The following is a 24,954-nucleotide window of genomic DNA, read 5'->3' as shown; positions in this document are numbered from 1 at the left end:
ACGGCCGGTCACCTCGTGAGGTGACCGGCCGTCGTCGTGTGACCCGGCGGATCAGGCCTTCGCCGCGGCGTCGTCCTGGCCGGCGAAGTGCCGGCGGTACGCGCCCAGGGTGAGGAACGCCGGGTACTCCGGCGGCAGAGCCGACTCGCAGAACACGCGCACCGCGTCCTCGAACCGGTGGCCCTCGGGCAGCGGGCCGGCGAGGATCCGAGCGTGCTCCTCGCGGATCAGCTGCTCCATCCAGCCGCGGTTGGCGGTCCGCACGCCGCCCTCGGTCAGCTGCACACCGGTGCCGTTGTGGGCCCACTGCCAGATCTGGGACCGGGAGATCTCCGCCGTGGCGGCGTCCTCCATGAGTCCGTGGATCGCGGCGGCGCCGTTCCCCCGCAGCCAGGACTCGATGTAGCGGATCCCGACCTCGATGTTCATCCGCACGCCGGCCTCGGTCACCGAGCCCGTGGTCGCGGCGACGTCGAGCAGGGCGGCCTCGTCCGGCTCCACGTCCTCGCGGCGGCGGGTGCGGATCTGGTTCGGGGCCTCGCCGAGCACGGCGTCGAACTCCTTCCGGGCGACCGGCACGAGGTCCGGGTGCGCCACCCACGAGCCGTCGAAGCCGTCGCCGGCCTCGCGGGCCTTGTCCGCGCGCACCTTCTCCAGCGCGGCGGCGTTGGCCTCCTCGTTCCGGCGGTCCGGGATCACGGCGGACATGCCGCCGATCGCCGAGGCGCCGCGCCGGTGGCAGGCCCGGACCAGCTGCTCGGTGTAGGCCCGCATCATCGGCTGGGTCATGGTCACCTCCGAGCGGTCCGGGAGGACGAACTCGGCCCCGCGGTCCCGGAAGTTCTTGATGATGGAGAAGATGTAGTCCCAGCGGCCGGCGTTCAGGCCAGCGGCGTGGTTGCGCAGCTGGTACAGGATCTCCTCCATCTGGAACGCCGCGGTGATCGTCTCGATCAGCACGGTGGCCCGGATGGTGCCCTGGGGGATGCCCAGCTCGTCCTGCGCCGCCACGAACACGCAGTTCCACAGCCGCGCCTCGAGATGGGACTCGAGCTTGGGCAGGTAGAAGTACGGGCCGTGGCCGCGGCGGATCAGCTCGTCGGCGTTATGGAAGAAGTACAGGCCGAAGTCCACGAGGGCGCCGGCCATCGGCTCGCCGTCCACGCGGATGTGGTCCTCGACGAGGTGCCAGCCGCGCGGGCGGACGATGATGGTCGGCCGGTCCGTGAGCTCGCGCTCGCGCAGCCGGTACTCCTTGCCCTCGGGGGAGGTGAAGTCGATCTGGTCGCGGATCGCGTCGAACAGGTTGACCTGCCCGTCCAGCATCCGGTCCCAGGACGGCGTCGAGGAGTCCTCGAAGTCGGCGAGCCAGCCCGAGGCGCCCGAGTTGAGGGCGTTGATGGTCATCTTCCGATCCACGGGGCCGGTGATCTCCACGCGGCGGTCGTGCAGGCCGGGGGCCAGCGGCGCCACCCGCCAGGAGTCGTCCTCGCGGACCCGGCGGGTGGACCGCAGGTAGTGCGGGTTCCAGCCGTCGGTGATGCGGCGCCGGGTGTACTCCCGCTCCTCGAGCAGCCGCCGGCGGCGGTCCTCGGCCAGCCGGTGCAGGCGGCCGAGGAACGCCAGCGCCTCGTCCGTGAGGATCTCAGCCTGACGCCCGTCGACCGGCCCGTGGACGGTCACCACGGGGGCGGCGCCCTCGGGGATGACGACGGGGATGGCCTGGGTGCTCACGTCATGCGGCAGGGGCGTGTGCTCCCGAGCGTCGTCGGCATGGATCTCGTGCAGGGTGGGGGTCATGGTCTGCGGGCTCATGGGACTGCCTCCTCGCGGTCTCGGCTGAGCGGTTCAGTGGAACTGGCCGGACTCCGTGGAGCCCGCCAGGGCCACCGTGGAGCTGTCCGGGTTGATGGCGGTGGACACGGCGTCGAAGTAGCCGGTGCCGACCTCGCGCTGGTGCTTGGTCGCGGTGTAGCCGCGGGCCTCGTCGGCGAACTCGCGCTCCTGCAGCTCGACGTACGCGGACATCTGGCGCTCGTGGTAGCCCTTGGCCAGGTCGAACATCGAGTGGTTCAGGGCGTGGAAGCCGGCCAGCGTGATGAACTGGAAGGTGTAGCCCATGGCGCCCAGCTCGCGCTGGAACTTGGCGATGGTGTCGTCGTCGAGGTTCTTCTTCCAGTTGAAGGACGGCGAGCAGTTGTAGGCCAGCATCTGGTCCGGGAACTCGGCCTTGACGGCCTCGGCGAACTTCCGGGCCAGCTCGAGGTCCGGGGTGCCGGTCTCCATCCAGATCAGGTCCGCGTGCGGGGCGTAGGCCTTGGCGCGGGCGATGCAGGGCTCGACGCCGTTGCGGACCTTGTAGAAGCCCTCCGCGGTGCGCTCACCGGTGATGAACTCGGCGTCGCGCTCGTCCACGTCCGAGGTGATCAGGGTGGCCGCCTCGGCGTCGGTGCGGGCGATGATCACGCTGGGCACGTCGGCGACGTCGGCGGCCAGGCGGGCGGCGTTGAGCGTGCGGATGTGCTGGCCGGTGGGGATGAGCACCTTGCCGCCGAGGTGGCCGCACTTCTTCTCGGAGGCCAGCTGGTCCTCCCAGTGCACGCCGGAGGCGCCGGCGGTGATCATCGACTTCATGAGCTCGTAGGCGTTGAGCGGGCCGCCGAAGCCGGCCTCGGCGTCGGCCACGATCGGCACGAGCCAGTCCTCGACGCTGCTGACGCCCTCGGCGTGCTCGATCTGGTCCGCGCGCAGCAGGGCGTTGTTGATGCGGCGCACCACCTGCGGCACGGAGTTGGCCGGGTACAGGGACTGGTCCGGGTACGTGTGGCCGGAGAGGTTGGCGTCCGCGGCGACCTGCCAGCCGGAGAGGTAGATGGCGCGCAGCCCGGCCTTGACCTGCTGGACCGCCTGGTTGCCGGTGAGGGCGCCGAGGGCGTTGGTGAACTCACCGCGGGCGTTCTCGTCCTTCAGCTGGGTCCACAGCTTCTCGGCGCCGCGGCGGGCCAGCGTGTGCTCCTCCTGGATCCGGCCGCGGAGACGGACGACGTCCTCGGCGGTGAAGCTGCGCTCGACGCCGGCCCAGCGGGGGTTGTGCTCCCAGTCATGCTGGAGCTGCTCGGCGGAGGCGGGAGTGGAGTGGTGGGGCTGGGTGGTCATGACGTCCTCCTGGGGATCGGTCCGGTTCGGTGAGGGGTTCGGTGCGACGTGTCCGTCGCTGCCGTTGACCTCCACTCTGGCCCCGGACAAGGCCCTCTGGAGCACAAAATCGGTGGAAACTCCGGCCGTTCCTGCCGCTGGGTCAGAACGTGACCGTCCTTGCGCCCCGGTGTGGTCTGGATCACGACAACAGCCCCCCGCTTGTCAAGAATGTGACTTTCTTTCCGTCACACGTGATCTCCTGCCCCGGATCCGTCTACAGTTCCGCGCATGATGACCCGCCCGCTTCCCGAGGACAGCGCGACCGTGGACGCCGTCGCACTGGGCCGCCGAGTCCGGCACCTGCGCAAGCAGGCCGGCCTCACCCTGGACCAGCTCGCGGAGCGCACGGGCGTGAGCGGTTCGCACCTGTCCCTCGTGGAGAACGCCCGCCGCGAGCCGCGGCTCTCGCTGGTCCAGCGGATCGCGGAGGTCCTGGGCGTGCCGGTCGAGGACCTGCTCACCGGCCGGGCCCCCACCCGTCGGGCCGAACTGGAGATCGAGGTCGAACGGTTCGCGCGCTCGGAGCACTACGCCTCCCTCGGCCTGCCGCCGCTGCGCATCGGGCCCCGCACCCCCACCGAGGTCCTCGAGGTGATCGCGGGGCTGGAGGCCGAGCTGCGCCGTCGCCTGGAGGAGCAGGCCGCCACCCCCGAGGAGGCGCGCCGCGCCAACGCCCAGCTGCGCGCCCAGATGCGCGCGGTGGACAACCACTACCCCGACCTCGAGGCCGAGGCGCATCGGCTGCTCGACGCGATCGGCCACACGGGCGGGCCGCTGGGCCTGCATGCGGTCTCGGAGCTGGCCGAGCACCTCGGCTTCACCCTGCGCTTCGTCCCGGACCTGCCGCACTCCACGCGCTCCGTCACGGACCTCAAGCACGGGCGCATCCACATCAGCGGCTCCCGCTCCTCGGACCACGACCGCCGCACCGTGGTGCTCCAGGCCCTCGCCGCCGCCGTCCTGGGCCACGGCGAGCCGCGAGACTACGAGGACTTCCTCGCCCAGCGTGTGGCGGTGAACTACCTGGCGGGCGCGCTGCTCATGCCGCAGCGGGCGGCATCGTCGCTGCTGCGGGCCGCCCAGAAGCGCCGGGACCTCTCCGTGGACGACCTGAAGGACGCGTTCGGCGTCTCCTACGAGGCCGCCGCGCACCGGTTCACCAACCTGGCCACCGTGGACCTGGGCATCCGCTGCCACTTCCAGAAGGTCCACGAGACCGGGGTGATCCACAAGGCCTACGAGAACGACGGGATCGTGTTCCCCGCCGACCACACCGGTGCGATCGAGGGCCAGCAGGCGTGCCGGAAGTGGGGCGCGCGGCAGGCGTTCTCCCGCAACGACCGGTTCCGCGCCCACACGCAGTACACGGACTCGCCCAACGGGACGTTCTGGTGCACCTCGATGATCGAGAACGGCCCCGACGGGCAGTTCGCCCTCTCCGTGGGCACCCCGTTCGAGCATGCCCGGCACTTCCGCGGCGCGGACACCCGCCACCGGGTCACCTCCACCTGCCCCGATCCGCGCTGCTGCCGCCGCCCCGACCCCGAGCTCGAGGCCGCGTGGGGCGGGCACGTGTGGCCCGCGGCCCGCATGCACGCGCACCTCCTGGCGGCCATGCCCACGCAGACCTTCCCCGGTGTGGACGAGCGCGAGGTCTTCGAGTTCCTCCAGGCCCAGGAGGAGCGGGAGGGCTGAGGACGACGCCGGCCCGCACCCTCACGCCAGGGTGCGGGCCGGTGCGGCGGACGGCGGGGTCAGCCGATGCTCTTGCCGGCCGAGTTCAGCTCGGTGCAGGCCTGGACCACGCGGGCGGCCATGGCCTCCTCGGCCTTGGCACCCCACACGCGGGGGTCGTACTGCTTCTTGTCGCCGACCTCGCCGTCGACCTTCAGGACGCCGTCGTAGTTCGCGAACATGTGCCCGGCCACGGGGCGGGTGAACGCGTACTGGGTGTCCGTGTCCACGTTCATCTTCACGACGCCGTACTCCACCGAGTCGGCGATCTCCTGGGCGGCGGAGCCGGAGCCGCCGTGGAACACGAGGTCGAACGGGCGCTCCCTGCCGAACTTCTCGCCCACGGCCTGCTGGATCTCCTGCAGGATCTCCGGACGCAGCTTCACGTTGCCCGGCTTGTAGACGCCGTGCACGTTGCCGAAGGTCAGCGCGGTGAGGTAGCGGCCGTGCTCGCCGAGGCCGAGGGCCTCCACGGTGGCGATGCCGTCCTGGACGGTGGTGTAGAGCTTCTCGTTGATCTCGTGGGCCACGCCGTCCTCCTCGCCGCCCACGACGCCGATCTCCACCTCGAGGATCTGCTTGTTGGCGTGGGTGCGCGCGAGCAGCTCGCGGCCGATCCGCAGGTTCTCCTCGAGGGTCTCGGCGGAGCCGTCCCACATGTGGGAGTTGAAGATCGGGTCGCGCCCGGCCTTCACCTCGGCCTCGGAGGCGTCCAGCAGGGGCAGGACGAAGCCCTCGAGCTTGTCCTGGGGGCAGTGGTCCGTGTGCAGGGCGATGTTCACGGAGTACTTCTTGGCGACCTCGCGCGCGAACGCGGCGAAGGCCAGCGAGCCGGCGACCATGTCCTTCACGGAGGAGCCGGAGAAGTAGGCGGCACCGCCGGTGGAGACCTGGATGATGCCGTCCGAGCCGGCCTCGGCGAAGCCGCGGATGGCGGCGTTCAGGGTCTGGGAGCTGGTGACGTTGATCGCCGGGTAGGCGAAGGCGCCGTTCTTGGCGGCGTCGATCATCTCGGCGTACTTCTCCGGGGATGCGATGGGCATGCTGCAGCTCCTAGGCGTCGTCGACTCGGGCAGGCGGGGGAGCGCGGCGGGCGCGACACCCTCGGGCTCATCCTATCCGCGCGGCCGGACCCGCCCCAGGGCCCCGGGCCCGACGGCGACGCCGACCTGGGCACGGCCCCGTCGCTGGCCTAGGGTGAGCTGCGTCACATCGCATCCGAGAGACCGGAGACCACCATGGCCCCCGCACGCCGCCCCTCCCGCCCCCTCGCCCTGGCCGCCGCCGTGGCCGTCGTCGCCGGGTTCGGCGCGCCGCACGCTGCCCTGGCCCAGGAGTCCGCCCCGGCCCCCGACGCGCCGGAGGTGAGCTCCGCCGCCGAGGACCTCTCGCAGCCGGCCACGACGGCCGAGGACGCCCGCTGGAACGCGGCCCGGGACGCCCTGGCGGCCGCCTCGGCCGACGACCCCTTCTACCTGCCGCCCGCCACCGTGCCCGCGACCCCCGGCGCCCTGATCCGCACCGAGCCCACCGCCTTCTACCTGGACCCGGTGCGGCTGGTGCAGGTGCCGGCGCACGCCACGCGCATCATGTACGCCTCGCAGGACGCCCAGGGCCGACCCATCGCCGTGACCGGCACCGTGCTGACCCCCACCGCCCCGTGGACGGGCGGCGGCGAGCGCCCCGTGATCGGCTACGCGGTGGGGACCCAGGGGGCGGCGGACCGCTGCGCCCCGTCCCGCACCCTCTCCACCGGCGCGCAGTACGAAGGCGTGGGGATCACGTCCCTGCTGAGCCGCGGCCACGCCGTGGTGGTCACCGACTACGAGGGCCTGGGCACCCCGGGCACGCACACCTACATGGTCCGGGAGGCCCAGGCACACGCCGTCCTCGACGCGGTGCGCGCGGCCGCCCAGGTGGCGGGGTCGGGCGTCACCGCGACCGCGCCGGTCGCGCTCGCGGGCTACTCGCAGGGCGGCGGGGCGAGCGCGGCCGCCGCCGAGCTCGCGCCCGACTACGCCCCGGAGCTGGACCTCAAGGGCGCCTACGCGGGCGCCCCGCCGGCCGACCTCGTGCAGGTCGCGGGCCGGATCGACGGCGGCCTCTACGCGGCCTTCCTGCTCTACGCGATGGCAGGGCAGCTCGCCGCGTACGACGTGGACCCGGCCACGCACCTCAACGAGACCGGCCTGGCGGCCCTCACCGGCGCGGCCGAGACCTGCATGGCAGGCAGCCTCGCCTACGCGCACCTCGACTCCGCCACGCTGACCCACACGGGGCAGGACTTCCCTGAGCTCGTCCGCTCCGACGCCGAGCTGGCCGGGATCCTCGCCGAGCAGCGGATCGGCGCGCAGGGCCGCCGTCCCGATGTGCCGGTGATGATCGCGCACTCCGTCACGGACGACGTCATCCCGTACCGCGCCGGCCGCGACCTGGGCCGCCGCTGGTGCGCGGAGGGTGCGCGGGTGCGCTTCGACCCGCTCCTCACCCCGACCCACGTGGGCGGCCACGTGGCCGCGCTGCCGCGGATGGGGGCGTTCCTGGACGCGACCCTCGCCGACCGCTGGACCGCCGACTCGTGCGGGTGGTTCTGAGCCTCGGCTAGCGTCGGGGCCAGGACCGTCCCGCCCACCGAAGGAGCAGTCATGCGCGCCGAGCAGGTCACCGATCCCATCACCTACCACGGCGAGGGCCCCGTCTGGGCCGCCTCGTGGGGCAGCGCCGCCGAGGGCGTGACCGCCGGCGGCGGCCTGCGCTGGGTGGACATGCTCGCCGGGGACGTCCTGTCCCTGCGCGCCGACGGCACGGTGGACCGCACGCACGTCGGCGACGTGGCCGCCGCGCTGCGCCCGCGTGCGGGGGGCGGCGCCGTCGTCGCGGTGGAGCGGGGCTTCGCCCTGATCTCGCCCGAGGGCGCGCTGACGACGCTGCCCGAGCTGTGGGGCGCGGACGCCGGGATCCGCATGAACGAGGGCGGCTGCGACCCGGACGGCCGGTTCCACTGCGGCACCATGGCGTACGCCAAGACCCCCGGCGCCGCGAACCTCTACCGGCTCGCCCCCGGGCCCGACGGCGGCGCCGGCGAGGTGGACGTCGTGCTGACCGGCGCGACGACGTCCAACGGCCTCGAGTGGAGCCCGGACGGCACACGGGCCTACTACAACGACACCCCCACGCGGCAGGTGGCCGTGTTCGACTACTCCCGCGAGGAGGGCCTGACGAACCGCCGCGTGCTCGTGGACGTTCTCGACGGCGAGGGCAAGCCGGACGGACTCACTGTGGACGCCGAGGGCGGGATCTGGGTGGCCGTGATCAGCCACGGGCAGATCCACCGGTACACGCCCGAGGGGGCGCTCGACGAGGTGATCGAGGTGCCCGTGCAGAAGACCACGGCCTGTACCTTCGGCGGCGACGACCTCGGCACCCTCTACATCACCACCTCCTGGGAGAACCTGGAGCGCGGCGAGGACCCGCTGGCCGGGGCCCTGTTCGCCGTCCGTCCGGGGGTGACGGGCCTGCCGGCCCGTCCCTTCGCGGGCTGACGGCGCTCCGCGCCCGATACCGCGCGTCGTCCTGCGTCGTCCTGCGTCGTCCTGCGTCGTCGGCGCGGTCCCGCGTCGTCGGCGCGGTCCTGCGCCGCGAGCCAGACGAATCTGCGGCCCAAAGGCTCCTTTCAGCGCGGAATCGTCTGGCTCGCGCCTGGAATCGTCTGGCTCGCGCCGGACTCAGGGGACGCCGCGTGCTGCCGGATCCACGCGTGCATCGCGATGCCGGCGGCCACGCCCGCGTTGATCGAGCGGGTGGAGCCGTACTGCGCGATGGACAGCACCGCGCTCGACGCCGCGCGCACCTCCGCCGAGAGCCCCGGCCCCTCCTGCCCGAAGACGAGCACGCAGGCGCGCGGGAAGTCGAAGGTCTCCACCGGCACCGACTCGGGGAACAGGTCCACCCCGAGCACGGGCAGCCCCTCCCCCGCCGCCCACTCCGTGAACGCTTCCACCGTCTCGTGGTGGTGCACGTGCAGGTAGCGGTCGGTGACCATGGCGCCGCGCCGGTTCCAGCGGCGCCGCCCGATGATGTGCACCCCGGCGGCGTTGAACGCGTTGGCGGTGCGCACGACGGTGCCGATGTTCAGGTCGTGCTGCCAGTTCTCGATGGCCACGTGGAACGGGTGCCGCCGCGCGTCGAGGTCCGCGACGATCGCCTCGAGGCGCCAATAGCGGTAGCGGTCGAGGACGTTGCGGCGGTCGCCGTGCGCGAGCAGCTCCGGGTCGTAGCGGGGGTCCTCCGGCCACGGGCCGAGCCACGGCCCGACACCGACCTCGCGGGGCGCGGCGCCGTCCTCGGCCGGCGCGGGCTCGCTCAGCGGCCGGCCTCGGACCGGTCGACGGCGGCCCAGGCGGCCCCGGCGGACACGGCGGCCACGGAGAGCACGGCCGGCCACGCACCGATCTTCTTGGCCAGCGGGTGGGAGGCGCCGAAGCCGCCGAGGTACAGGGCGGCCAGGCCTCCGGCGACGGCCGGCCCCCGCGTGGCCAGCCACGTCCGGCCGGCGTACAGGCCGGCGGCGGCCAGCACGACGCCGCCGAGCGGGCGGATGCCGGTCTCCCGGGCGGTCAGGTAGCCGCCGATCAGACCGAACGCGGTGACCGGGGCCGTGGAGACGGCGTGGGCGGGGAGCAGGGTCTTGCCGTCACGGACGACGGGCGGGGCATGGCGCGGAGTCTTCATGGCGCCACCGTAGCGCGCGCATCCTGGAATACGCCGGGGGCCACCGTCGGGGAGAATGTCCGAGTGAGCATGATCGACAACGCCGTGTACGTGGACGGGCGGCGCGTCCACGCCCCCTCCACCCTCGAGGACACCTGGGAGGAGTGCGAGCGCACCGGCGGCATGGCCTGGCTGGGCCTGTACCGCCCGGACGTGGCCGAGCTCCAAGCGGTCGCGGAGGAGCTGCGCCTGCACCCGCTCGCCGTGGAGGACGCCCTCGCCGGGGGCGAGCGCGCCAAGCTGGACCGCTACGGCGAGGACTCGTTCATGGTCCTGCACCCGGCCCGCTACATCGACCGCACCGAGACCGTGGAGTTCGGCGAGCTGGGCGTCTTCACCGGCGAGCACTACGTGGTGACGGTGCGTCACGCGGAGGAGCCGGACCTGGCCGCCGTGCGTCGATCCCTGGAGACGGAGGGCCGCGAGCGCCTCGCGATGGGGCCGTGGCAGGTCACCCTGGAGATCCTGGACCGGGTCGTGGACGACTACTTCCCCGTGGCCGACGGCCTCGAACAGGACATCGAGGAGATCGAGGACCAGGTCTTCGCCGGCGACGGGCACGTCTCCCGGCGCATCTACCAGCTCTCCCGCGAGGTGCTGAACTTCCAGCACGCCATCCGCGCGCTGCCGTCCATCGTGGAGCAGCTCCAGGAGGAGGTGCGCACCCGCCTGCACGAGGACACCCGCCACCTCGACGCCGACGGCCTGCCCCGGCGCGACGACGCCCACGCCTGGGAGGACGAGGAGCTCAGCGATCAGGCGCGCCTCGAGGTGGAGAACCTGCGCCGCCTGCGTGACGTCCACGACCACGCCGTCCAGATCAACGAGCGCGTGACGACCATGCGCCAGATGCTCCACAGCGCCCTCGAGCTGGACTCGACGCTGGCGTCGAAGCGGCTGTCCGAGCAGTCGATCGCCCAGAACGAGCAGGTCAAGCAGATCTCGTCCTGGGCGGCGATCATCTTCGCGCCGCAGCTGGTGGGCTCGGTCTACGGCATGAACTTCGACGACATGCCCGAGCTGCACTGGGCGTTCGGCTATCCGTTCGCCCTGGGACTCATGCTGGCGGTGGCCCTCACGCTGTTCGTGCTGTTCAAGCGCGCGGACTGGCTCTAGGCGGGCGGCGCGCGGGGCAGTCCGAGGCTCAGTCGAGGCCGAGCTCGTCCTTGCCGAACGCGTACAGGTACGGCACGTCCGCCTCCTCGGCCACGCGCTCGGCGGCGCCGGTCGCACGGTCCACGATCACGGCCACGGCCTGGACGTCGCCGCCCGCGTTGCGCACGCCCTCGACGGCGGTCAGCGCGGAGCCGCCCGTCGTCGAGGTGTCCTCCAGCACGACGACGCGGCGCCCGTCCACGCCCGGGCCCTCCACCTGCCGGCCCATGCCGTATGACTTCTGCGCCTTGCGCACCACGAACGCGTCGAGCGCGCGGCCCGCGGCGCCGGCCTGATGCATCATCGCGGTGGCCACGGGGTCGGCGCCCATGGTCAGGCCGCCCACCGCGTCGAACTCGATCCCGTTCTCCTCGAGCAGGCGCAGCATCACGCGGCCGATCAGCGGGGCGGCCTCGTGGTGCAGGGTGACACGACGCAGGTCCACGTAGTAGTCCGCCTCCTTGCCGGAGGACAGGGTCACCCGGCCGTGCACCACGGCGAGCTCCTGGATGAGCTGCTTGAGCCGCTCGCGGTCCTGCTCGGGCGTGGGAACGGTGGGGGTCTGCGCGTCGGTCATGCCGCCCATGCTAGTGCGGGCCCGGCCACCCCTGCCGCTTCCGTCCCGGCCTGGCTAGGCTCGGGCCATGAGCGAGATCCCGCACGACGACGCCCCCGTCCAGCACCCCTCCGGCCTGCCCCTGGCGCACTGGCTCACCCTCACCGAGGGCCTGATCGCGGCGCGCGTGGCCGAGAGCCTCGAGGAGCACGGCCTCACCCGCGCCCAGTGGCAGCTGCTGAACACCCTCACGGTGGCCCCGCAGTCCCGCGCCGAGCTCGAGGCCGGCTTCGAGGAGGAGCAGCGCGGCGCGGTGCCCGGTCAGATGGAGGAGCTGGTCGAGTCCCACTGGGTGACGGTCGAGGGCGACCTCTACACCCTCACCGCCACGGGACGCACCGCGGGCGCCCGCGTGGGCGAGGCGGTCGAGGCCCTGCGTGCCGAGGCGACGGCGGACGTCCCGCGGGACCAGATCGACGACGCCGTCCGCGTCCTGCGCCGCATCGCCCGCAACCTGGGGCACCCGGACGCGTGAGCCGCCGTCGCCGACCGCCCCTGTCCCCGTGCGCGGGGCCGGTCCTACGCTGACCGGCATGCGTGAACTCCAGCAGCGGATCATCGCCCAGCAGGGCGTCCTCCCCGAGATCGACCCGGCGGCCGAAGTCGAACGGCGCGTGGCCTTCCTCGTCGACTACCTCGCGGCCACGGGTGCGTCCGGCTTCGTCCTGGGCATCTCCGGCGGCGTGGACTCCTCCGTGGGCGGCCGGCTGGCCCAGCTCGCCGTCGAGCGTCGCCGCGCCCAGCTCGGCGTCACGGACGCCGTCGCCCTGGGCGGCCCCGGCACCACCCCGCCGGGTGAGGCGGGGGTGGGCGCCGACGTCGTGCCCTCCCGCGAGAACCCCCGGTTCACCGCCGTGCGCCTGCCCTACAAGGTGCAGCACGACGAGGCGGATGCCCGGGCGGCCATGGACTTCGTGGGCGCGGATCAGGACGTCACCCTGAACATCGCGGAGCCCGTGCAGGGTCTGGCCGCCGCCTTCGCCGAGGCCGTGGGGGAGCCGATCTCGGACTACAACCAGGGCAACGTGAAGGCCCGCATCCGCATGACGGCCCAGTACGCGGTGGCCGGCGCCCACGGGCAGCTGGTGATCGGCACGGACCACGCGGCCGAGGCTGTCACCGGGTTCTACACGAAGTTCGGCGACGGCGGCGCGGACGTCCTGCCGCTGGCCGGCCTGAACAAGCGGCAGGTGCGGGCGCTGGGCCGCGAGCTCGGCGCCCCCGAGCCCCTGTGGAACAAGGTGCCCACCGCGGACCTGCTGGACGGCACGCCGGGCCAGACGGACGAGGCCGAACTCGGGATGACGTACGAGGACATCGACGACTACCTCGAGGGCAAGGACGTCCCCACCGAGGTCGCGGAGAAGCTCGAGGGCATCTGGCTCCGCAGCCGCCACAAGCGCACCATGCCGGTGACGATCCACGACGACTGGTGGCGCTGAGGCGCCGATCCCACGGTGTCCGCGCCCTTCGATAGCCTGGCCGGGTGAAGATCGCCACCTGGAACGTCAACTCCCTCCGTGCCCGCGCCGACCGCGTCGAGGCCTTCCTCGAGCGCCATGACATCGACGTCCTGGCCATCCAGGAGACCAAGTGCCGGGACGAGAACTTCCCCTGGGAGCTCTTCGAGCGCGCCGGCTACGAGGTGGTGCACAACGGCACCTCGCAGTGGAACGGCGTGGCCATCGCCTCCCGCGTCGGCCTGAGCGACGTGCAGCGCGGCTTCCCCGGACAGCCGCACTTCGGCAAGGGCGGTGTGGACCCGCAGGAGGAGTCCCGCGCCATCGGGGCGACCGTGGGCGCCGAGACTGCCGACGGCGTCGCCCCGGTGCGCCTGTGGAGCCTGTACGTGCCCAACGGGCGCGGCCTGGAGGACGAGCACATGGGCTACAAGCTCGAGTGGCTGCGCGTGCTCCAGGAGCACGCGGCCGCTCGCCTCGCCGAGGACCCGGACACCCGGCTCGCCCTGGCCGGCGACTGGAACATCGCTCCGCAGGACGAGGACGTGTGGGACATCGAGCTGTTCCAGCGCGAGGGCTACACGCACGTCTCCCCGCCCGAGCGCGCGGCGTTCCACGCGTTCGAAGACGCCGGGCTGGTGGACGTGGTGCGCCCGCGCCACCCCGGCCCCGGCGTGTACACGTACTGGGACTACACGGGTCTGGCCTTCCCCAAGAAGAAGGGCATGCGCATCGACTTCCAGTTGTGCTCCCCCGCCCTCGCACAGACGGTCACGGACGCCTGGATCGACCGCGAGGAGCGCAAGGGCAAGGGCGCCTCGGACCACGCGCCCGTGGTCGTCGAGCTGGGCTGAACCACGGACGAACCTGCGATGACCCACGACGACGACGGCCCGCCCCCGGGTGTCGCGCGCGGCACCGCGCACCTGCGCGTCTTCCAGCCGCTGGCCGCGTTCCCGGACGCGGTCCAGGCGCGACTGATCGCCGGCGGCCACCGCACGCGCGCCGAGGTGGAGGCCGAGGCGGCCGAACGGGCCCGGCGCCGCCTGGCCCGGCCCGTGGCCGACCCGTTCCCGGAGCCCGGCGAGGACGACCTGGTGCGGGTCCTCCAGGACGAGCACCGCTCCGCCTTCTACTGCCCGGACGAGCGGGGCCTGCGCGCCGAGATGGCCGCGGCCATGCTCGAGGAGACCATGCTGCCGCGGCTGCACGAGGCCGCCATCCCGCCGGCGGCGCGGGCCATGAACCGCGGCCGCGCCCTCGTGGCGCTCGAGGAGGAGTGGGGCCTCTCCCCCGACCCGGACGCGGCGGGCGAGGACCCGCAGGACGAGGACGGTGCGCCGGACCACCACCGCGTGCAGACGCGCACGGCCACATGGGGTGTGCCGCACGGCTGGCTCATGGTGTTCGACCCCGAGGAGCCCGTGCAGCGCCTCGTGGACGGGGAGCGCACGGCGTACCGGCGCGCCCCGATCGTGGCCGCCCGGGAGCGGGCCGGGCACGCGGCGGCGGTGCTCGCGCGGCACGCCCCGGATGCGGAGCTGATCGGTGAGCTCACGGTGATGGTGGAGTGGCTCGGCGCGTTCCACCCCGACTCGTGGGCCGAGCTGGACTACGGCGGCCTCACGCGGCACGTGTGGCCGGACGACTCCGTCTTCGACCTGTGGACGCTCATCGACGCCCTCGAGGAGGGTGACGAGGCGACCGCCGGCGTCGCGCAGGAGCGGCTGAACCGCCGCTGGGCCGCCGTCGGGATGCTGGCCCGGCTGACCTGAGCCGGCCGTTGCGTCCGACCGCGCCGGGCGCCCGAGACGCACACCACGCCGCCGACGCCGCTCACGCGGGGCGCGCACTCCGGCGTCGGGCCTAGGGTGGATCCCATGACCACGCAGCACCTGAGCACCCCGCCCTCGGAAGCCCGGAACCGGCCCGTCACGCCATGGTGGGTGGACGCCGTGATCTACCAGGTGTATCCGCGCTCCTTCGCGGACGCGGACGGGGACGGCATGGGCGACCTGCGCGGCGTCACCTCGCGCCTCGACTACCTGGCCCAGCTCGGCGTGGACGCGATCTGGCTCTCGCCCTTCTACCTCTCCCCGCAGCACGACGCCGGCTACGACGTCGCGGACTACCGCGCCGTGGACCCGCGGTTCGGCACGCTCGCGGACGCGGACGAGATGATCGCCGCCGCGCACGAGGCCGGCATCCGCGTGGTCGTGGACCTCGTGCCGAACCACACCTCGTCCGAGCACGCGTGGTTCCAGGCCGCCCTGGCCGCCGGCCCCGGCTCCCCCGAGCGCGCCCGCTACCACTTCGCCGAGGGCCGCGGCGAGCACGGCGAGCTGCCCCCCAACAACTGGGAGTCCACGTTCGGCGGCGGGGCCTGGACCCGCGTGACCGAGGCGGACGGCACCCCGGGCCAGTGGTACCTGCACCTGTTCGACACCACGCAGCCGGACCTGAACTGGGAGAACGAGGAGGTGCGCGAGGAGTTCCGCTCCATCCTGCGGTTCTGGCTGGACCGCGGCGTGGACGGCTTCCGGGTGGACGTGGCCCACGGGCTCATCAAGCAGCCCGGCTACCCGGACACCGAGCACTCCCGCATGGGCATGGTCACGGACGCGGGCGAGGACGCCGACCCCACGTTCGACCCGGACACCTTCGAGCCGCTCACCCCGTTCATGGACCAGGACCGCGTCCACGAGGTCTACCGGGACTGGCGGCGGGTCCTGGACTCCTACGACCACGAGCCGATGATGGTGGCCGAGGCGTGGGTGGCCCCGCTCTCGCGCATGTTCCGGTACGTCCGCCCCGGCGAGATGCACCAGACCTTCAACTTCACCTACCTCATGGCCGGCTGGGACGCCGCCTCGCTGACCCACGCGATCGACCGGTCCTTCGAGCAGGCCGGACGGGTCGGCGCACCGAACACCTGGGTGCTCTCGAACCACGACACGGTGCGCCACGCCTCCCGCTACGGCCTCGCGGACCCGAGCTCCTACCCCGCCGGCATCACGGCCGAGGACGAGCAGCCGGACGAGGCGGTCGGTCGCCGTCGGGCCCGCGCGGCCGCGATGGTGGAGCTGGGCCTGCCCGGCTCCGCGTACATCTACCAGGGCGACGAGCTGGGCCTGCCCGAGCACACCACCCTGGCCGCCGAGCACCGCCAGGACCCGTACTTCTTCCGCACGGACGGCAAGGAGCCCGGCCGCGACGGCAGCCGCATCCCGCTGCCGTGGGCCGCGGACGAGCCGTCCTACGGCTTCTCGACCCCCGCGGACGACGACGGCCCCGCGCCCGCCGCCGAGGGCGTCGCCGCACCGTGGCTGCCCCAGCCCGCGTCCTTCCGGGCGCTGGCGGCGGACCGGCAGGTCGGCGTCGAGGGCTCCGTGTTCGAGCTGTACCGGCGTCTGCTGCAGATCCGCGGCGAGCTCGACCTGGGCACGGGCACGTTCGCGTGGTCCGAGCACCACGACCCCGCACGCGGCGTGCTGGCGTTCACGGTCACCTCGGGCGGTGGCCGGCACCTGGGCTCGGGCGAGCCGATCCCGGCGCGCACCGTGCTCGTGATGGCGAACCTGTCGACCGATCCCGTCGATCTGCCCGCGGGCCATTCCCGGGCCCTGTTCTCCCTCGAGGAGGCGGAGGCCGTGCAGGACGGGCGGCTCGCGCACGATGCCGCCGCGTGGCTGCTCATGGACTGAGCCGGACGCGCCCCGGGACCCGCCGGGGCGCCACAGACCTTCCGCGGGGAATCGGCGGTGGCTGAGGTCACATCATCCGGCCAGGCCGGACGAACGCGGCGTAACGTCCACGATGACTCGCATCACACCGGACAAAGTGGCATGAACCCTGTGTCACGAGTCACCATGGCGTGTCCTGATCCACCCCCCTTCGAGCGGAGACTTCACGTGAGCACCTCCCCCTCCGGCTCCCGCGTCGCCGAGCCCGGCGCGGCCACCGCGGATCGCGGGCAGCTGCACCGCGGCCTGAGCCAGCGGCACATCATGTTCATCGCCCTGGGCACGGCGGTGGGCACCGGCCTCTTCTACGGCTCGGCCGGCGGCATCCAGGCCGCCGGGCCGGGCGTGATCCTGTCCTTCCTCGTCGCCGGCGCCGCCGTGTTCCTCGTGATGCGCGCCCTCGGGGAGATGACGCTCCGTGAGCCCGTCTCCGGGTCCTTCGCCGCCTACGCCTCCCGTTATCTGGGCCCCTTCGCCGGCTACGTGACCGGCTGGACCTTCGTCTTCGAGCTGGCCGTCGTGATCGTCGCGGACACCGCCGCCATCACCACGTACATGGCGTTCTGGTTCCCGGGGGTCCCGGCCTGGGCCTGGGTCGCGGCCACGATCCTCGTGGTCGGCCTGATCAACTTCACGCACGTCGGCAACTTCGGTGAGGCCGAGTTCTGGCTGACGCTCGTGAAGGTCGGGGCCATCGTGGCGATGATCTTCGGCGGTGTGATCCTGCTCTTCACCGGCGCCTCCACCGCGGACGGCACCCAGGCCAGCCTGGCGAACCTCGTGGACCACGGCGGATTCCTGCCGCACGGCATCCTGGGCGTGCTGACCGCGCTCACCATCGTGACCTTCTCCTTCGGCGGCATCGAGACCCTCGGCGTGGCCGCGGGCGAGGCCAAGAACCCGGAGAAGGTGCTGCCCAAGGCCATCAACACGGTGCCGATCCGCATCCTGTTGTTCTACGTGCTGACGATGGCGGTCATCATGGCCCTCGTCCCCTGGAACCAGGTGGACGGCAAGGCCAGCCCGTTCGTGCAGATCTTCGAGGGCCTCGGCGTCCCCTTCGCCCCGCACCTGCTGAACTTCGTGGTGCTCACGGCCGCCGTCTCCGCGATCAACGCCTGCATCTACGCGTCCGGTCGCCTGCTCTACTCGATGGCCCACGACGGCCAGGCACCCCGGGCCTTCACCCACACCAACCGCGGCGGCGTGCCGTGGCTGTCCGTGGCCGTGATGCTGGGCGTGATGGTGCTCGGCGCGGTGCTGATCACCGTGGACCCGAACGCCTTCAGCCTGGTGGCCGGCGTCGCCTCGTTCGCCGTGGTGCTGACCTGGGCCATGATCTTCCTGTCCCACCGCGCCATGCGCAGGCGCGTCGCGGAGCAGGGCGCGGAGCCGTCCCCCTTCCCCATGCCGCTGGGCGACGTCGGCACCTACCTGGGCCTGGCGTTCGTGGCCACCGTGGTGATCACCATGGCCACCATCCCGGATTCGCGCCAGGCGCTCATCATCGGCCTCGTCTGGGTCGCCGTCCTGACCCTCGCCTGGTTCGTCACGGGCACCCGCGCGTCGGCCGCGGCCCACAACCGCACCGGCACCCTGCCGGTGGTCCGCACCCGCCAGTCCCACGAGGACTGACCCCCCGGACGAGAACGGCCCCTGTCCCGCGCGGGACAGGGGCCGTTCTCGTCGGGGCCGGGAGGGCGCCCGGGGCCGGAGGTCAGTGCTCGTCGCGGCGCAGCCGGGTGCGGCGAGGCCCCTCCGAGGCCGGGACGCCGGCGGCCGCATCGGCGATCCGCTGCCGGTGGTCCCGGCTGAGCGAGGCCCACCACTGCGAGGCCGCCACGGGGCCGGCGTCGACCACCTCGTCGTCGTCGGACTCGAGGCCCAGGCGGTCCTTGATGGAGGCCAGCATGGCCTGGCGGCGCACCGCCTCCACCCGCGCCACGGAGTAGCCGAGCGAGCGGAACGTGGCCAGGCAGATCAGCAGCATCATCACGGAGAACGGCAGGCCGATGGTGATGGCCAGGACCTGGATCGCGGACAGGCCGCCGGCGGCCAGCAGGGCCGCGGCCATGAGCGAGGTGGCGATGGCGAAGAAGATCTTCACCGTGGCCTTCGGGTTCACGTCGCCGCCGGTGGCGAGCATGCCCATCACGAGCGAGCCCGAGTCGGCGGAGGTGATGAAGAAGATGCCCGAGAGGATGATGGCGCCGACCACGAGCATCGTGCCCGCGGGCAGCTGCTCGAGCACCTGGAACAGTGCGGTGTTGGAGTCGATGGCGCCGTCCGCGCCCACCACGGAGGTGTATCCGGCGGGGCGGGTGGTCTCGAGGAAGACGGCGGTGCCGCCCAGGATGCCGAACCAGACCACGCAGACCAGGGTGGGCACCAGCAGCACGCCGGCGATGAACTCGCGCACGGTGCGGCCGCGCGAGATGCGGGCGATGAAGATGCCGACGAACGGCGTCCAGGACATCCACCAGCCCCAGTAGTACGCGCTCCAGCCGGCCTGCCACGCGTCGCCCTCGGCGCCGTAGAACGCGGAGACGTTGAGCGAGTTCGCGAAGAAGTACTGCATGTACGAGCCGAGGGACTGCACCATCTCCTTGAACAGGAACGCGGTGGGCCCCACGATCGCGATGAACAGCAGCAGGCCGGCGGCCAGGATCAGGTTGATGTTGGACAGCCACTTCATGCCGCGCTCCACGCCGGAGACCACGGTGTAGAGCACCACGCAGGTGACCGCGCCGATCATGGCGTACTCGAGCCAGGGGCTGTCCTCGGGCACGATGCCCAGCGCGCGCAGGCCCGCGGACATCTGGGTGACGCCGAGGCCCAGCGAGGTGGCCACGCCGAAGACGGTGCCGATGAGGGCGATGTTGTCGATCAGGTGGCCCCAGCCGCCGCGCACGCGGCGCTCGCCGATCAGCGGCTCGAAGGCCCAGCGCAGCGCGAGGGGACGGCCACGCCGGTGGATGGCCAGCGCGACCGCTACGCCGACCACCGCGTAGATCGCCCAGGGCTGCAGGCCCCAGTGCAGGAACGTGGTGGCCAGCGCCGACTGGGCGGCCTCTGCCTGGGTGGGGTTGGCGGCCGCCAGGTCGGGCCGCGGCGAGGTGAAGTGCATGAGCGGCTCGGTCATGCCGAAGAACACGAGGCCGATGCCCATGCCCGCCGCGAAGAGCAGGGAGAACCAGGACAGCGTGGTGAACTCGGGCTTCTCATCGGGCTTGCCCAGCGTGATCTCGCCCTTGCGGGAGAACGCGAGGTAGCCGCAGAACAGCACGAAGAACAGGGCGACGAGGGCGTACCACCACGAGAAGTTCGTGATGATGGCCTGCTGGACCAGGCCGATGCCCACGGTCATCTGCTCGGGGGCGAGTAGCGTGGCCACCACGAAGGAGAGCACGATGACCGCCGAGGGCCAGAACACCCACGGCAGCAGGACGCGGTCACGGGCGGCCGCGGCGGAGGTGTCTGGGGTGACGCCGGCGTCCGGGTCGGTCGCCGGGGACGGATGGTACCCGGGTCGCTCGGGACTCCTGGGCTCGGTCGAGGGCGGTGTCGAATCGCTCATCCTCCCGACCCTACGTGGTCCCGCCTGCCGCCTCCCTGCCTGAGACGCGGCCGAGTGGACGGTCTCACCCGGTGGGGTGACCGCGCCCACGGTCCCGGCGCAGGCGCCCCCTGGTGAGGCGTGGGCGGCCTCACTAGGGTGTGGGACACCACGACGACGGCGGCGCCGGACGGGCCCGCCCGTGAGAGGAAGGACCCGCACCATGACCGACGTCCCCTTCGAGGACCGCGAGGACGAACGAGAGCTCGAGACGGACCTGCTCGCCGATCCCAACGCCGCCGGCGACCCGGAGCCGGAGGACGGCCGCGACGGCCAGCCCGTGCGCGGCGGCTCGGACGACCCGCAGCACTGGGCCGGGGAGGGACGTGCCCCGGACTCCCTGCGCAATGCGGAGTCCGCCGCCATGCACATCGAGGAGGACGCCCAGGACCGCACGCGTGCAGACGAGGGCGACGTCGAGATCCTGTGAACGCCCCTCAGCCCCGGTCGGGGACGAGGCCGGTGCGCAGGAGGGTGAGTGCCGCGTCCTGCCCGAGGAGCGGCTGACGCATCTCGGCGCGGAGGTAGTCGAGCATCGCCGCGGCCAGCGCCGGCTCTTCGGAGGCGATCGCGTCCGTCGCGATCGCGACGTGGAAGTCGAGGGCGAACGCGGCCGTGGCGGTCTCGGCGATGCAGCCGTGGGTGGACACACCGCACAGCAGGAGCCGATCAACCCCGCGGCCCCGCAGCTCGGCCGCCAGTCCGGTGCCGTGGAAGGCGGAGTCCCGGGTCTTCACGACCTCGACGGCGTCCGGGGCGGCCGCCGCGACCCCGTTGAGCAGAGCGGCCTGCCGGGTGCCCGGGAAGGCGAAGCCCTCGCCGTCGGCCAGCATGTTCAACGTCCACGTGGAGCGGTCCCGCGCGTGCTCGGTCCGCACCAGGAAGACGGGACGGCCGGCCTCGTGCGCGGCCCGGAGCAGTTCCACGACCGCCGCCGTCAGCTCGGCCTGACGGGCGGCCAGCGCGGGATGCTCGAAGTAGCTGTGCTGGACGTCGATCACCACGAGCGCGGTCTCGCCGCCGGTCGCGCGGGGGGAGTGGGAATCGGGCATCGACCCAGTGTGCCCACCGCGTCGCCGCCTGTCAGCGGCCCGTCGTCCCGGACGACGAAGGCCCCCCGCGTCTGTGGGGGGCCTTCTCGAAGTGGTGGCTCCGACCGGCGTCGATCCGGTGACCTTACGATTTTCAGTCGTACGCTCTACCAACTGAGCTACAGAGCCCGGCGACCTTCGTCACCAGGACCATGCGTCACCGGACTCCGTTTCCGAATGCCGGTGATCGGACGATCCGAGCGACCCTGACGGGACTTGAACCCGCGACCTCCGCCGTGACAGGGCGGCGCGCTAACCAACTGCGCTACAGGGCCATGTTCTGTTGTTCTCGCTGCTTTCGCAACGAGTGGAAACTCTAGCAGAGCCTCCGAGCGTCGTGCAAATTCACGCTCCACGTGCCGTTCCGGCCGCCGAGGGCGGCCGTTCTGCGTACCCCCAACGGGATTCGAACCCGTGTCGCCGCCGTGAAAGGGCGGTGTCCTAGGCCTCTAGACGATAGGGGCAGGTCCGGTGTCGAGATTCCCGAGGTGGACCCTGGGAGTCTATGGTGGCCGCACACCCTCCGGCAAGTCCGGCCGCCGGCCGGCCGCCCTCCGCACCGCGGAGCCCCGCACCCCCAGGAGCCGCCGTGGACCACCGTCCGTCGCCCGAGCAGCCCGCCGCCACGTGGATGAGCGAGCAGGAGTTCGACGACGCCGTCTCCGCGGCCCTCACCCGCATCCCGGACGAGCTGGCACGGCTGCTGACGAACGTCGTCGTGGTGGTGGAGGACGAGTACGAGCCGCAGCGCTGGGAGGACCCGGCCACCGAGCTGTTCGGCCTCTACGAGGGCGTGCCGCTGACCGAGCGCGCCGAGTTCGCGTGGCAGATGCCGGACCGGATCGTGGTGTTCCGCGGCCCGCTCACCCGCCACTGCACCTCCCGCGCCGAGCTCGAGGACGAGATCACCGTCACCGTCATGCACGAGGTGGGGCATTTCTTCGGCATCTCCGAGGAGCGTCTCCACGAGCTCGGCTGGGGCTGAGCGCCGGTCAGGACTCCGGCTGGTCGTGGACCGGGCCGAACGAGGCGCGGCGGCCGAGGCGGACGTCCTCGCGGAACGGGACGACGAGCACCGGGCCCTTGGCGTGGTCCGCGACGCCGCGGCTGGTGGAGCCGACGATCGCACCGGCGAAGCCGCCCAGGCCGCGCGTGCCCACCACGGTGAGGCGGGCGGTGGCGGTCTGGTCCACCAACACGTCCACGGGGGTGCCGTCCACGAGCTCGGTGAGGACCTCGAGGCCGGGGAACTCGGAGCTGATCCACGCGGCGCCGGCGTCGAGACGCTCGCGCAGCTCCCGCTCGCGGGCCTCCTCGTCCAGGCTGACGGCCAGCCACGCGGCGTTCGCGCCCAGGGGCGGGACGGCGCACACGAGCTTCAGCGGGGCCTGGCGGAGGCGGGCCTCCTCGGCGGCCTCGAGAGCGGCGGCACGGCCCTGCTCGGAACCGTCGACGCCCACCACGACGGCGGTCCTGTCCCCCGCGCGGCTGGCCTCGACCCCGGCGGGGATGAGGGCCACCGGGCAGTGCGCGTGGCCGGGCAGCGCGGCGGCCACCGAGCCGAGCAGGCGACCCATGAAGCCGCCGCGGCCGCGCGCGCCCGAGACGAGCAGGGAGGCGTCGGCGGAGAGCTCCACGAGGACGCCGGCCGCGTCGCCGATCTCCACGCGCAGCTCCGGACGCACCCCATCGGCGTCGAGCTTGCCGGCGACCTCCTCCAGGAGGGCCTGCACGCCCTCGCGGAGGCGGGAGTCGTCCAGGACGGCGCCGCCGGCGTCCGCGCCGTAGCCCCAGTACGCGGGGATCGAGTAGGCGGTGACGAGGGTCAGCGGCTCGCCGCGCAGGCCGGCCTCGCGCTGGGCCCAGCGGGCGGCGGAGACGGACTGGTCGGAGCCGTCCACACCCACCAGGACGCCGAGCGGTGCGTCCTCACGGCGGGGGGCGGCGGGCTGGGTCTGGGCGGACATGGCGACCTCCTCGAGTCGGACTCGACGGGCCCCGGGCGGACCCGGCCGAGTGCCTCCAGTCTACGCCTCGGGGCCCGGGACGAGTCCCGTGATCCCGGGCGCGACGCCCGCGGGGAAGCCGCGTGGATCCTCCGCGAGCCGGGCCGGGAAGGCGTCCATGCGCAGGGCGCGGGCCAGGCGGTCGCGGGGGTCGGCGCCGGGTGGGGCATCCGCGGTGGGGCGGGCCACGGGGGCGTTCGAGGCCGCCACGATGACGTTGCCGCGGCGCCGCCCCTTGAGCATGGGCGGATCCGCGATCACCTCGACGTGCTCGAACGCGGCGACGACGGCGGCCACGTCCGCCCGCACCGACGTCAGGTCCGGCCCGCCGCCCACGTTGAGCACGTACAGCCCGCCCGGGGCGAGGACCCGCGCGGCGGCGCGGGCCGCGTCCAGGCCGGTGAGGCCCGGCGGGGTGATGTGGCGGGCGCCGGTCAGGTCCGTGGGGTCCGGGGCGAAGACGTCGCGGATGATCAGGTCGCGGCTGGCCGGGTGGGCCGTGGCCAGGACCTCGGCGGCGTCGGCCACGCGGATGCGCAGGGCCGGGGCGCGGGGCAGGCCGAAGCGCTCGCGGGCGAGGGCGGCCAGGCCGGCGTCGATCTCCACCGCGGTCTGGTGGGAGCCCGGGTACGCGTGGTCCACCCAGCGGGCGAGCGCGCAGCCCGCGCCGCCCAGGTGCAGGGCCCGCAGCGGCGTGGGCTCCGGCCAGTGCGCCCGGACGGCCGCGGCAGCCCAGCGCATGTACTCGAAGGCCATGCGCTCGGGGCGCTCGGGGTCCAGCGGGGAGGACTCGACGCCGTTGACGTAGAGGATGAACGCGCCCGGCTCGAAGGCGTCCTCACGGATCTCGGCGGTGCCGTGGGTGATCGCGTGGACGCCCGGCTCGATCCCAGCGGGGCCGGCGGATCCTCCCGCGACCCGGCCCCGGCGCGCCGACGACCGGCGGCTCACGCCGCACCGCCGTCGTGCGGGAGACGGCGCACCATCAGCTGTTCGTGCAGGCCGGCCCACGGGCCGGTCATCGGCTCCGGCGCCCCCACGGCCGCGAACCCGTGCTTGGCGTAGAACGCCACGGCCCGCGGATTCTCGGCGAGGACGCGCAGCATCGCGGGGCGGTCCCCGACGACGGCGTCCAGCAGGCGCGCTCCCAGGCCGGTCCCGTACGCCTCGGCCAGGACGTAGAGCACCATGAGCTCCACCTCGGGCAGGTCGGCGGGCGATGCGGCCGCGTCGTCCGCACCCGTCCGGCCCGTCTCCGCCGCCGAGCGACGCGGGCCCGCGAGCGCCACGCCGAGCAGCCGGCCGCCGTCGTCGGCGACCCAGAGGTCCCGGTCCGATCCGATCAGCGCGGTCCACGCGGGCACGTCCTCCGGGATCCGGGCCTCGACCGCGTCCAGGTACGCGGACGGCAGGAGCGCGCCGTAGGCCTCCCGCCACGACCGCGCCTTGACGCGCAGCAGCGCCTCGACGTCCCCGGGGGCGGCGGGGCGCACGGTCACGGACTCAGGCACGGACTGCTCCTCTGGGCCGCCGGCGCGGCGACCATTTCTCGAACGAAAGCGTCT

General features: G+C 73.1%; 23 protein-coding genes and 3 tRNA genes. 12 read left to right on the top strand and 14 right to left on the bottom strand.

Going from position 1 to position 24,954, the window contains the following annotated elements; translation table 11 throughout:
• Window positions 1–51 precede the first annotated feature (51 nt).
• Complete coding sequence (gene aceB / locus AC3RKA_RS00790; RefSeq protein WP_080983856.1) at window positions 52–1,815, bottom strand: malate synthase A; 1,764 nt, start codon at window positions 1,813–1,815, stop codon at window positions 52–54.
• Window positions 1,816–1,848: 33 nt separating this feature from the next.
• Window positions 1,849–3,156, bottom strand: coding sequence for an isocitrate lyase (gene aceA / locus AC3RKA_RS00785; protein ID WP_002856164.1), 1,308 nt, complete (start codon window positions 3,154–3,156; stop codon window positions 1,849–1,851).
• Window positions 3,157–3,426: 270 nt separating this feature from the next.
• Here aceA and AC3RKA_RS00780 point away from each other — a divergent pair, with 270 nt between their 5' ends.
• A complete protein-coding gene (locus tag AC3RKA_RS00780; protein ID WP_036334635.1) occupies window positions 3,427–4,893 on the top strand; it encodes a helix-turn-helix domain-containing protein in 1,467 nt (488 codons plus the stop codon).
• Between the two features lie 59 nt (window positions 4,894–4,952).
• Here the strand turns inward: AC3RKA_RS00780 and fbaA are convergent, their stop codons facing one another.
• Window positions 4,953–5,975: a class II fructose-bisphosphate aldolase gene (fbaA, locus tag AC3RKA_RS00775; protein ID WP_060774572.1), complete on the bottom strand. Its 1,023-nt coding sequence runs from the start codon at window positions 5,973–5,975 to the stop codon at window positions 4,953–4,955.
• 195 nt (window positions 5,976–6,170) lie between these two features.
• Here fbaA and AC3RKA_RS00770 point away from each other — a divergent pair, with 195 nt between their 5' ends.
• Window positions 6,171–7,526 (top strand): lipase family protein, encoded by a 1,356-nt coding sequence (locus AC3RKA_RS00770; RefSeq protein WP_489727329.1) that lies wholly within the window; start codon window positions 6,171–6,173, stop codon window positions 7,524–7,526.
• Window positions 7,527–7,577: 51 nt separating this feature from the next.
• A complete protein-coding gene (locus AC3RKA_RS00765; RefSeq protein WP_049158128.1) occupies window positions 7,578–8,474 on the top strand; it encodes an SMP-30/gluconolactonase/LRE family protein in 897 nt (298 codons plus the stop codon).
• Between the two features lie 131 nt (window positions 8,475–8,605).
• On the opposite strand, the gene AC3RKA_RS00760 is transcribed toward AC3RKA_RS00765, so the two are convergent.
• Together AC3RKA_RS00760 and AC3RKA_RS00755 are read right to left on the bottom strand one after the other, a co-directional pair.
• Entirely contained in the window at window positions 8,606–9,331 is a 726-nt protein-coding gene (locus AC3RKA_RS00760) for a TrmH family RNA methyltransferase (RefSeq protein ID WP_036334645.1), read from the bottom strand.
• Window positions 9,295–9,663 (bottom strand): hypothetical protein, encoded by a 369-nt coding sequence (locus tag AC3RKA_RS00755; RefSeq protein WP_036334633.1) that lies wholly within the window; start codon window positions 9,661–9,663, stop codon window positions 9,295–9,297. The genes AC3RKA_RS00760 and AC3RKA_RS00755 overlap by 37 nt, the downstream gene beginning before the upstream one ends.
• Window positions 9,664–9,732: 69 nt before the next feature.
• Between AC3RKA_RS00755 and AC3RKA_RS00750 the strand changes: the two genes are divergently transcribed.
• Complete coding sequence (locus AC3RKA_RS00750; protein ID WP_036334642.1) at window positions 9,733–10,818, top strand: magnesium and cobalt transport protein CorA; 1,086 nt, start codon at window positions 9,733–9,735, stop codon at window positions 10,816–10,818.
• Between the two features lie 28 nt (window positions 10,819–10,846).
• On the opposite strand, the gene pyrE is transcribed toward AC3RKA_RS00750, so the two are convergent.
• Window positions 10,847–11,443 (bottom strand): orotate phosphoribosyltransferase, encoded by a 597-nt coding sequence (pyrE, locus tag AC3RKA_RS00745; protein WP_002856150.1) that lies wholly within the window; start codon window positions 11,441–11,443, stop codon window positions 10,847–10,849.
• A 58-nt stretch (window positions 11,444–11,501) separates the two neighbouring features.
• Between pyrE and AC3RKA_RS00740 the strand changes: the two genes are divergently transcribed.
• The 6 genes from AC3RKA_RS00740 to AC3RKA_RS00715 all read left to right on the top strand — a co-directional run bounded on the left by AC3RKA_RS00740 (window position 11,502) and on the right by AC3RKA_RS00715 (window position 18,311).
• Entirely contained in the window at window positions 11,502–11,948 is a 447-nt protein-coding gene (locus AC3RKA_RS00740) for a MarR family winged helix-turn-helix transcriptional regulator (RefSeq protein ID WP_002856148.1), read from the top strand.
• Window positions 11,949–12,006: 58 nt separating this feature from the next.
• Entirely contained in the window at window positions 12,007–12,915 is a 909-nt protein-coding gene (gene nadE, locus AC3RKA_RS00735; protein WP_410992177.1) for an NAD(+) synthase, read from the top strand.
• Between the two features lie 44 nt (window positions 12,916–12,959).
• Complete coding sequence (locus AC3RKA_RS00730; protein WP_227448986.1) at window positions 12,960–13,787, top strand: exodeoxyribonuclease III; 828 nt, start codon at window positions 12,960–12,962, stop codon at window positions 13,785–13,787.
• 18 nt (window positions 13,788–13,805) lie between these two features.
• Complete coding sequence (locus AC3RKA_RS00725; RefSeq protein ID WP_489727328.1) at window positions 13,806–14,708, top strand: DUF8083 family protein; 903 nt, start codon at window positions 13,806–13,808, stop codon at window positions 14,706–14,708.
• Between the two features lie 105 nt (window positions 14,709–14,813).
• Window positions 14,814–16,637, top strand: a complete 1,824-nt coding sequence (locus tag AC3RKA_RS00720) for a glycoside hydrolase family 13 protein (RefSeq protein ID WP_002856140.1) — start codon at window positions 14,814–14,816, stop codon at window positions 16,635–16,637.
• 207 nt (window positions 16,638–16,844) lie between these two features.
• The gene (locus AC3RKA_RS00715) at window positions 16,845–18,311 is read left to right on the top strand and encodes an amino acid permease (RefSeq protein ID WP_489727327.1); all 1,467 of its coding nucleotides are present in this window, start codon (window positions 16,845–16,847) and stop codon (window positions 18,309–18,311) included.
• 82 nt (window positions 18,312–18,393) lie between these two features.
• Here the strand turns inward: AC3RKA_RS00715 and AC3RKA_RS00710 are convergent, their stop codons facing one another.
• Window positions 18,394–20,253 carry a BCCT family transporter gene (locus AC3RKA_RS00710; protein WP_227448983.1) on the bottom strand — a complete coding sequence of 620 codons (1,860 nt, stop codon included), beginning with the start codon at window positions 20,251–20,253 and terminating at the stop codon, window positions 18,394–18,396.
• 202 nt (window positions 20,254–20,455) lie between these two features.
• Between AC3RKA_RS00710 and AC3RKA_RS00705 the strand changes: the two genes are divergently transcribed.
• Window positions 20,456–20,722 (top strand): hypothetical protein, encoded by a 267-nt coding sequence (locus tag AC3RKA_RS00705; protein WP_002856131.1) that lies wholly within the window; start codon window positions 20,456–20,458, stop codon window positions 20,720–20,722.
• A gap of 7 nt (window positions 20,723–20,729) precedes the next feature.
• Here AC3RKA_RS00705 and AC3RKA_RS00700 read toward each other — a convergent pair whose 3' ends face one another.
• The 4 genes from AC3RKA_RS00700 to AC3RKA_RS00685 all read right to left on the bottom strand — a co-directional run bounded on the left by AC3RKA_RS00700 (window position 20,730) and on the right by AC3RKA_RS00685 (window position 21,847).
• Window positions 20,730–21,344: a cysteine hydrolase family protein gene (locus AC3RKA_RS00700; RefSeq protein ID WP_489727326.1), complete on the bottom strand. Its 615-nt coding sequence runs from the start codon at window positions 21,342–21,344 to the stop codon at window positions 20,730–20,732.
• A 92-nt stretch (window positions 21,345–21,436) separates the two neighbouring features.
• Window positions 21,437–21,512 (bottom strand) — tRNA-Phe (locus AC3RKA_RS00695).
• Window positions 21,513–21,584: 72 nt separating this feature from the next.
• A tRNA-Asp gene (locus AC3RKA_RS00690) sits at window positions 21,585–21,658 on the bottom strand.
• Window positions 21,659–21,774: 116 nt separating this feature from the next.
• Window positions 21,775–21,847, bottom strand: a tRNA-Glu gene (locus tag AC3RKA_RS00685).
• Between the two features lie 125 nt (window positions 21,848–21,972).
• Here AC3RKA_RS00685 and AC3RKA_RS00680 point away from each other — a divergent pair.
• The gene (locus AC3RKA_RS00680) at window positions 21,973–22,368 is read left to right on the top strand and encodes a metallopeptidase family protein (RefSeq protein WP_002856128.1); all 396 of its coding nucleotides are present in this window, start codon (window positions 21,973–21,975) and stop codon (window positions 22,366–22,368) included.
• A 7-nt stretch (window positions 22,369–22,375) separates the two neighbouring features.
• On the opposite strand, the gene AC3RKA_RS00675 is transcribed toward AC3RKA_RS00680, so the two are convergent.
• The 3 genes from AC3RKA_RS00675 to AC3RKA_RS00665 are packed head-to-tail and all read right to left on the bottom strand — an operon-like array spanning window position 22,376 to window position 24,900.
• A complete protein-coding gene (locus AC3RKA_RS00675) occupies window positions 22,376–23,350 on the bottom strand; it encodes a universal stress protein (RefSeq protein WP_049158133.1) in 975 nt (324 codons plus the stop codon).
• 60 nt (window positions 23,351–23,410) lie between these two features.
• The gene (locus AC3RKA_RS00670; RefSeq protein ID WP_489727325.1) at window positions 23,411–24,340 is read right to left on the bottom strand and encodes a spermidine synthase; all 930 of its coding nucleotides are present in this window, start codon (window positions 24,338–24,340) and stop codon (window positions 23,411–23,413) included.
• Complete coding sequence (locus tag AC3RKA_RS00665) at window positions 24,337–24,900, bottom strand: GNAT family N-acetyltransferase (protein WP_049158135.1); 564 nt, start codon at window positions 24,898–24,900, stop codon at window positions 24,337–24,339. The genes AC3RKA_RS00670 and AC3RKA_RS00665 overlap by 4 nt, the downstream gene beginning before the upstream one ends.
• Window positions 24,901–24,954 lie beyond the last annotated feature (54 nt).

This window comes from Micrococcus sp. iso_229 (genome assembly GCF_058072725.1).
This window is presented reverse-complemented; position numbering and strand designations above follow the sequence as displayed.

Bases quoted from the DNA above. Each gene is read 5' to 3' on its own strand.
- fbaA (WP_060774572.1), bottom strand. From the start codon at position 5,975: ATGCCCATCGCATCCCCGGAGAAGTACGCCGAGATGATCGACGCCGCC.
- AC3RKA_RS00755 (WP_036334633.1), bottom strand. From the start codon at position 9,663: ATGAAGACTCCGCGCCATGCCCCGCCCGTCGTCCGTGACGGCAAGACC.
- aceB (WP_080983856.1), bottom strand. From the start codon at position 1,815: ATGAGCCCGCAGACCATGACCCCCACCCTGCACGAGATCCATGCCGAC.
- AC3RKA_RS00770 (WP_489727329.1), top strand. From the start codon at position 6,171: ATGGCCCCCGCACGCCGCCCCTCCCGCCCCCTCGCCCTGGCCGCCGCC.
- AC3RKA_RS00750 (WP_036334642.1), top strand. From the start codon at position 9,733: ATGATCGACAACGCCGTGTACGTGGACGGGCGGCGCGTCCACGCCCCC.
- pyrE (WP_002856150.1), bottom strand. From the start codon at position 11,443: ATGGGCGGCATGACCGACGCGCAGACCCCCACCGTTCCCACGCCCGAG.
- AC3RKA_RS00780 (WP_036334635.1), top strand. From the start codon at position 3,427: ATGATGACCCGCCCGCTTCCCGAGGACAGCGCGACCGTGGACGCCGTC.
- AC3RKA_RS00740 (WP_002856148.1), top strand. From the start codon at position 11,502: ATGAGCGAGATCCCGCACGACGACGCCCCCGTCCAGCACCCCTCCGGC.
- AC3RKA_RS00720 (WP_002856140.1), top strand. From the start codon at position 14,814: ATGACCACGCAGCACCTGAGCACCCCGCCCTCGGAAGCCCGGAACCGG.
- AC3RKA_RS00725 (WP_489727328.1), top strand. From the start codon at position 13,806: ATGACCCACGACGACGACGGCCCGCCCCCGGGTGTCGCGCGCGGCACC.
- AC3RKA_RS00765 (WP_049158128.1), top strand. From the start codon at position 7,578: ATGCGCGCCGAGCAGGTCACCGATCCCATCACCTACCACGGCGAGGGC.
- aceA (WP_002856164.1), bottom strand. From the start codon at position 3,156: ATGACCACCCAGCCCCACCACTCCACTCCCGCCTCCGCCGAGCAGCTC.
- AC3RKA_RS00675 (WP_049158133.1), bottom strand. From the start codon at position 23,350: ATGTCCGCCCAGACCCAGCCCGCCGCCCCCCGCCGTGAGGACGCACCG.
- AC3RKA_RS00710 (WP_227448983.1), bottom strand. From the start codon at position 20,253: ATGAGCGATTCGACACCGCCCTCGACCGAGCCCAGGAGTCCCGAGCGA.
- nadE (WP_410992177.1), top strand. From the start codon at position 12,007: ATGCGTGAACTCCAGCAGCGGATCATCGCCCAGCAGGGCGTCCTCCCC.
- AC3RKA_RS00700 (WP_489727326.1), bottom strand. From the start codon at position 21,344: ATGCCCGATTCCCACTCCCCCCGCGCGACCGGCGGCGAGACCGCGCTC.
- AC3RKA_RS00705 (WP_002856131.1), top strand. From the start codon at position 20,456: ATGACCGACGTCCCCTTCGAGGACCGCGAGGACGAACGAGAGCTCGAG.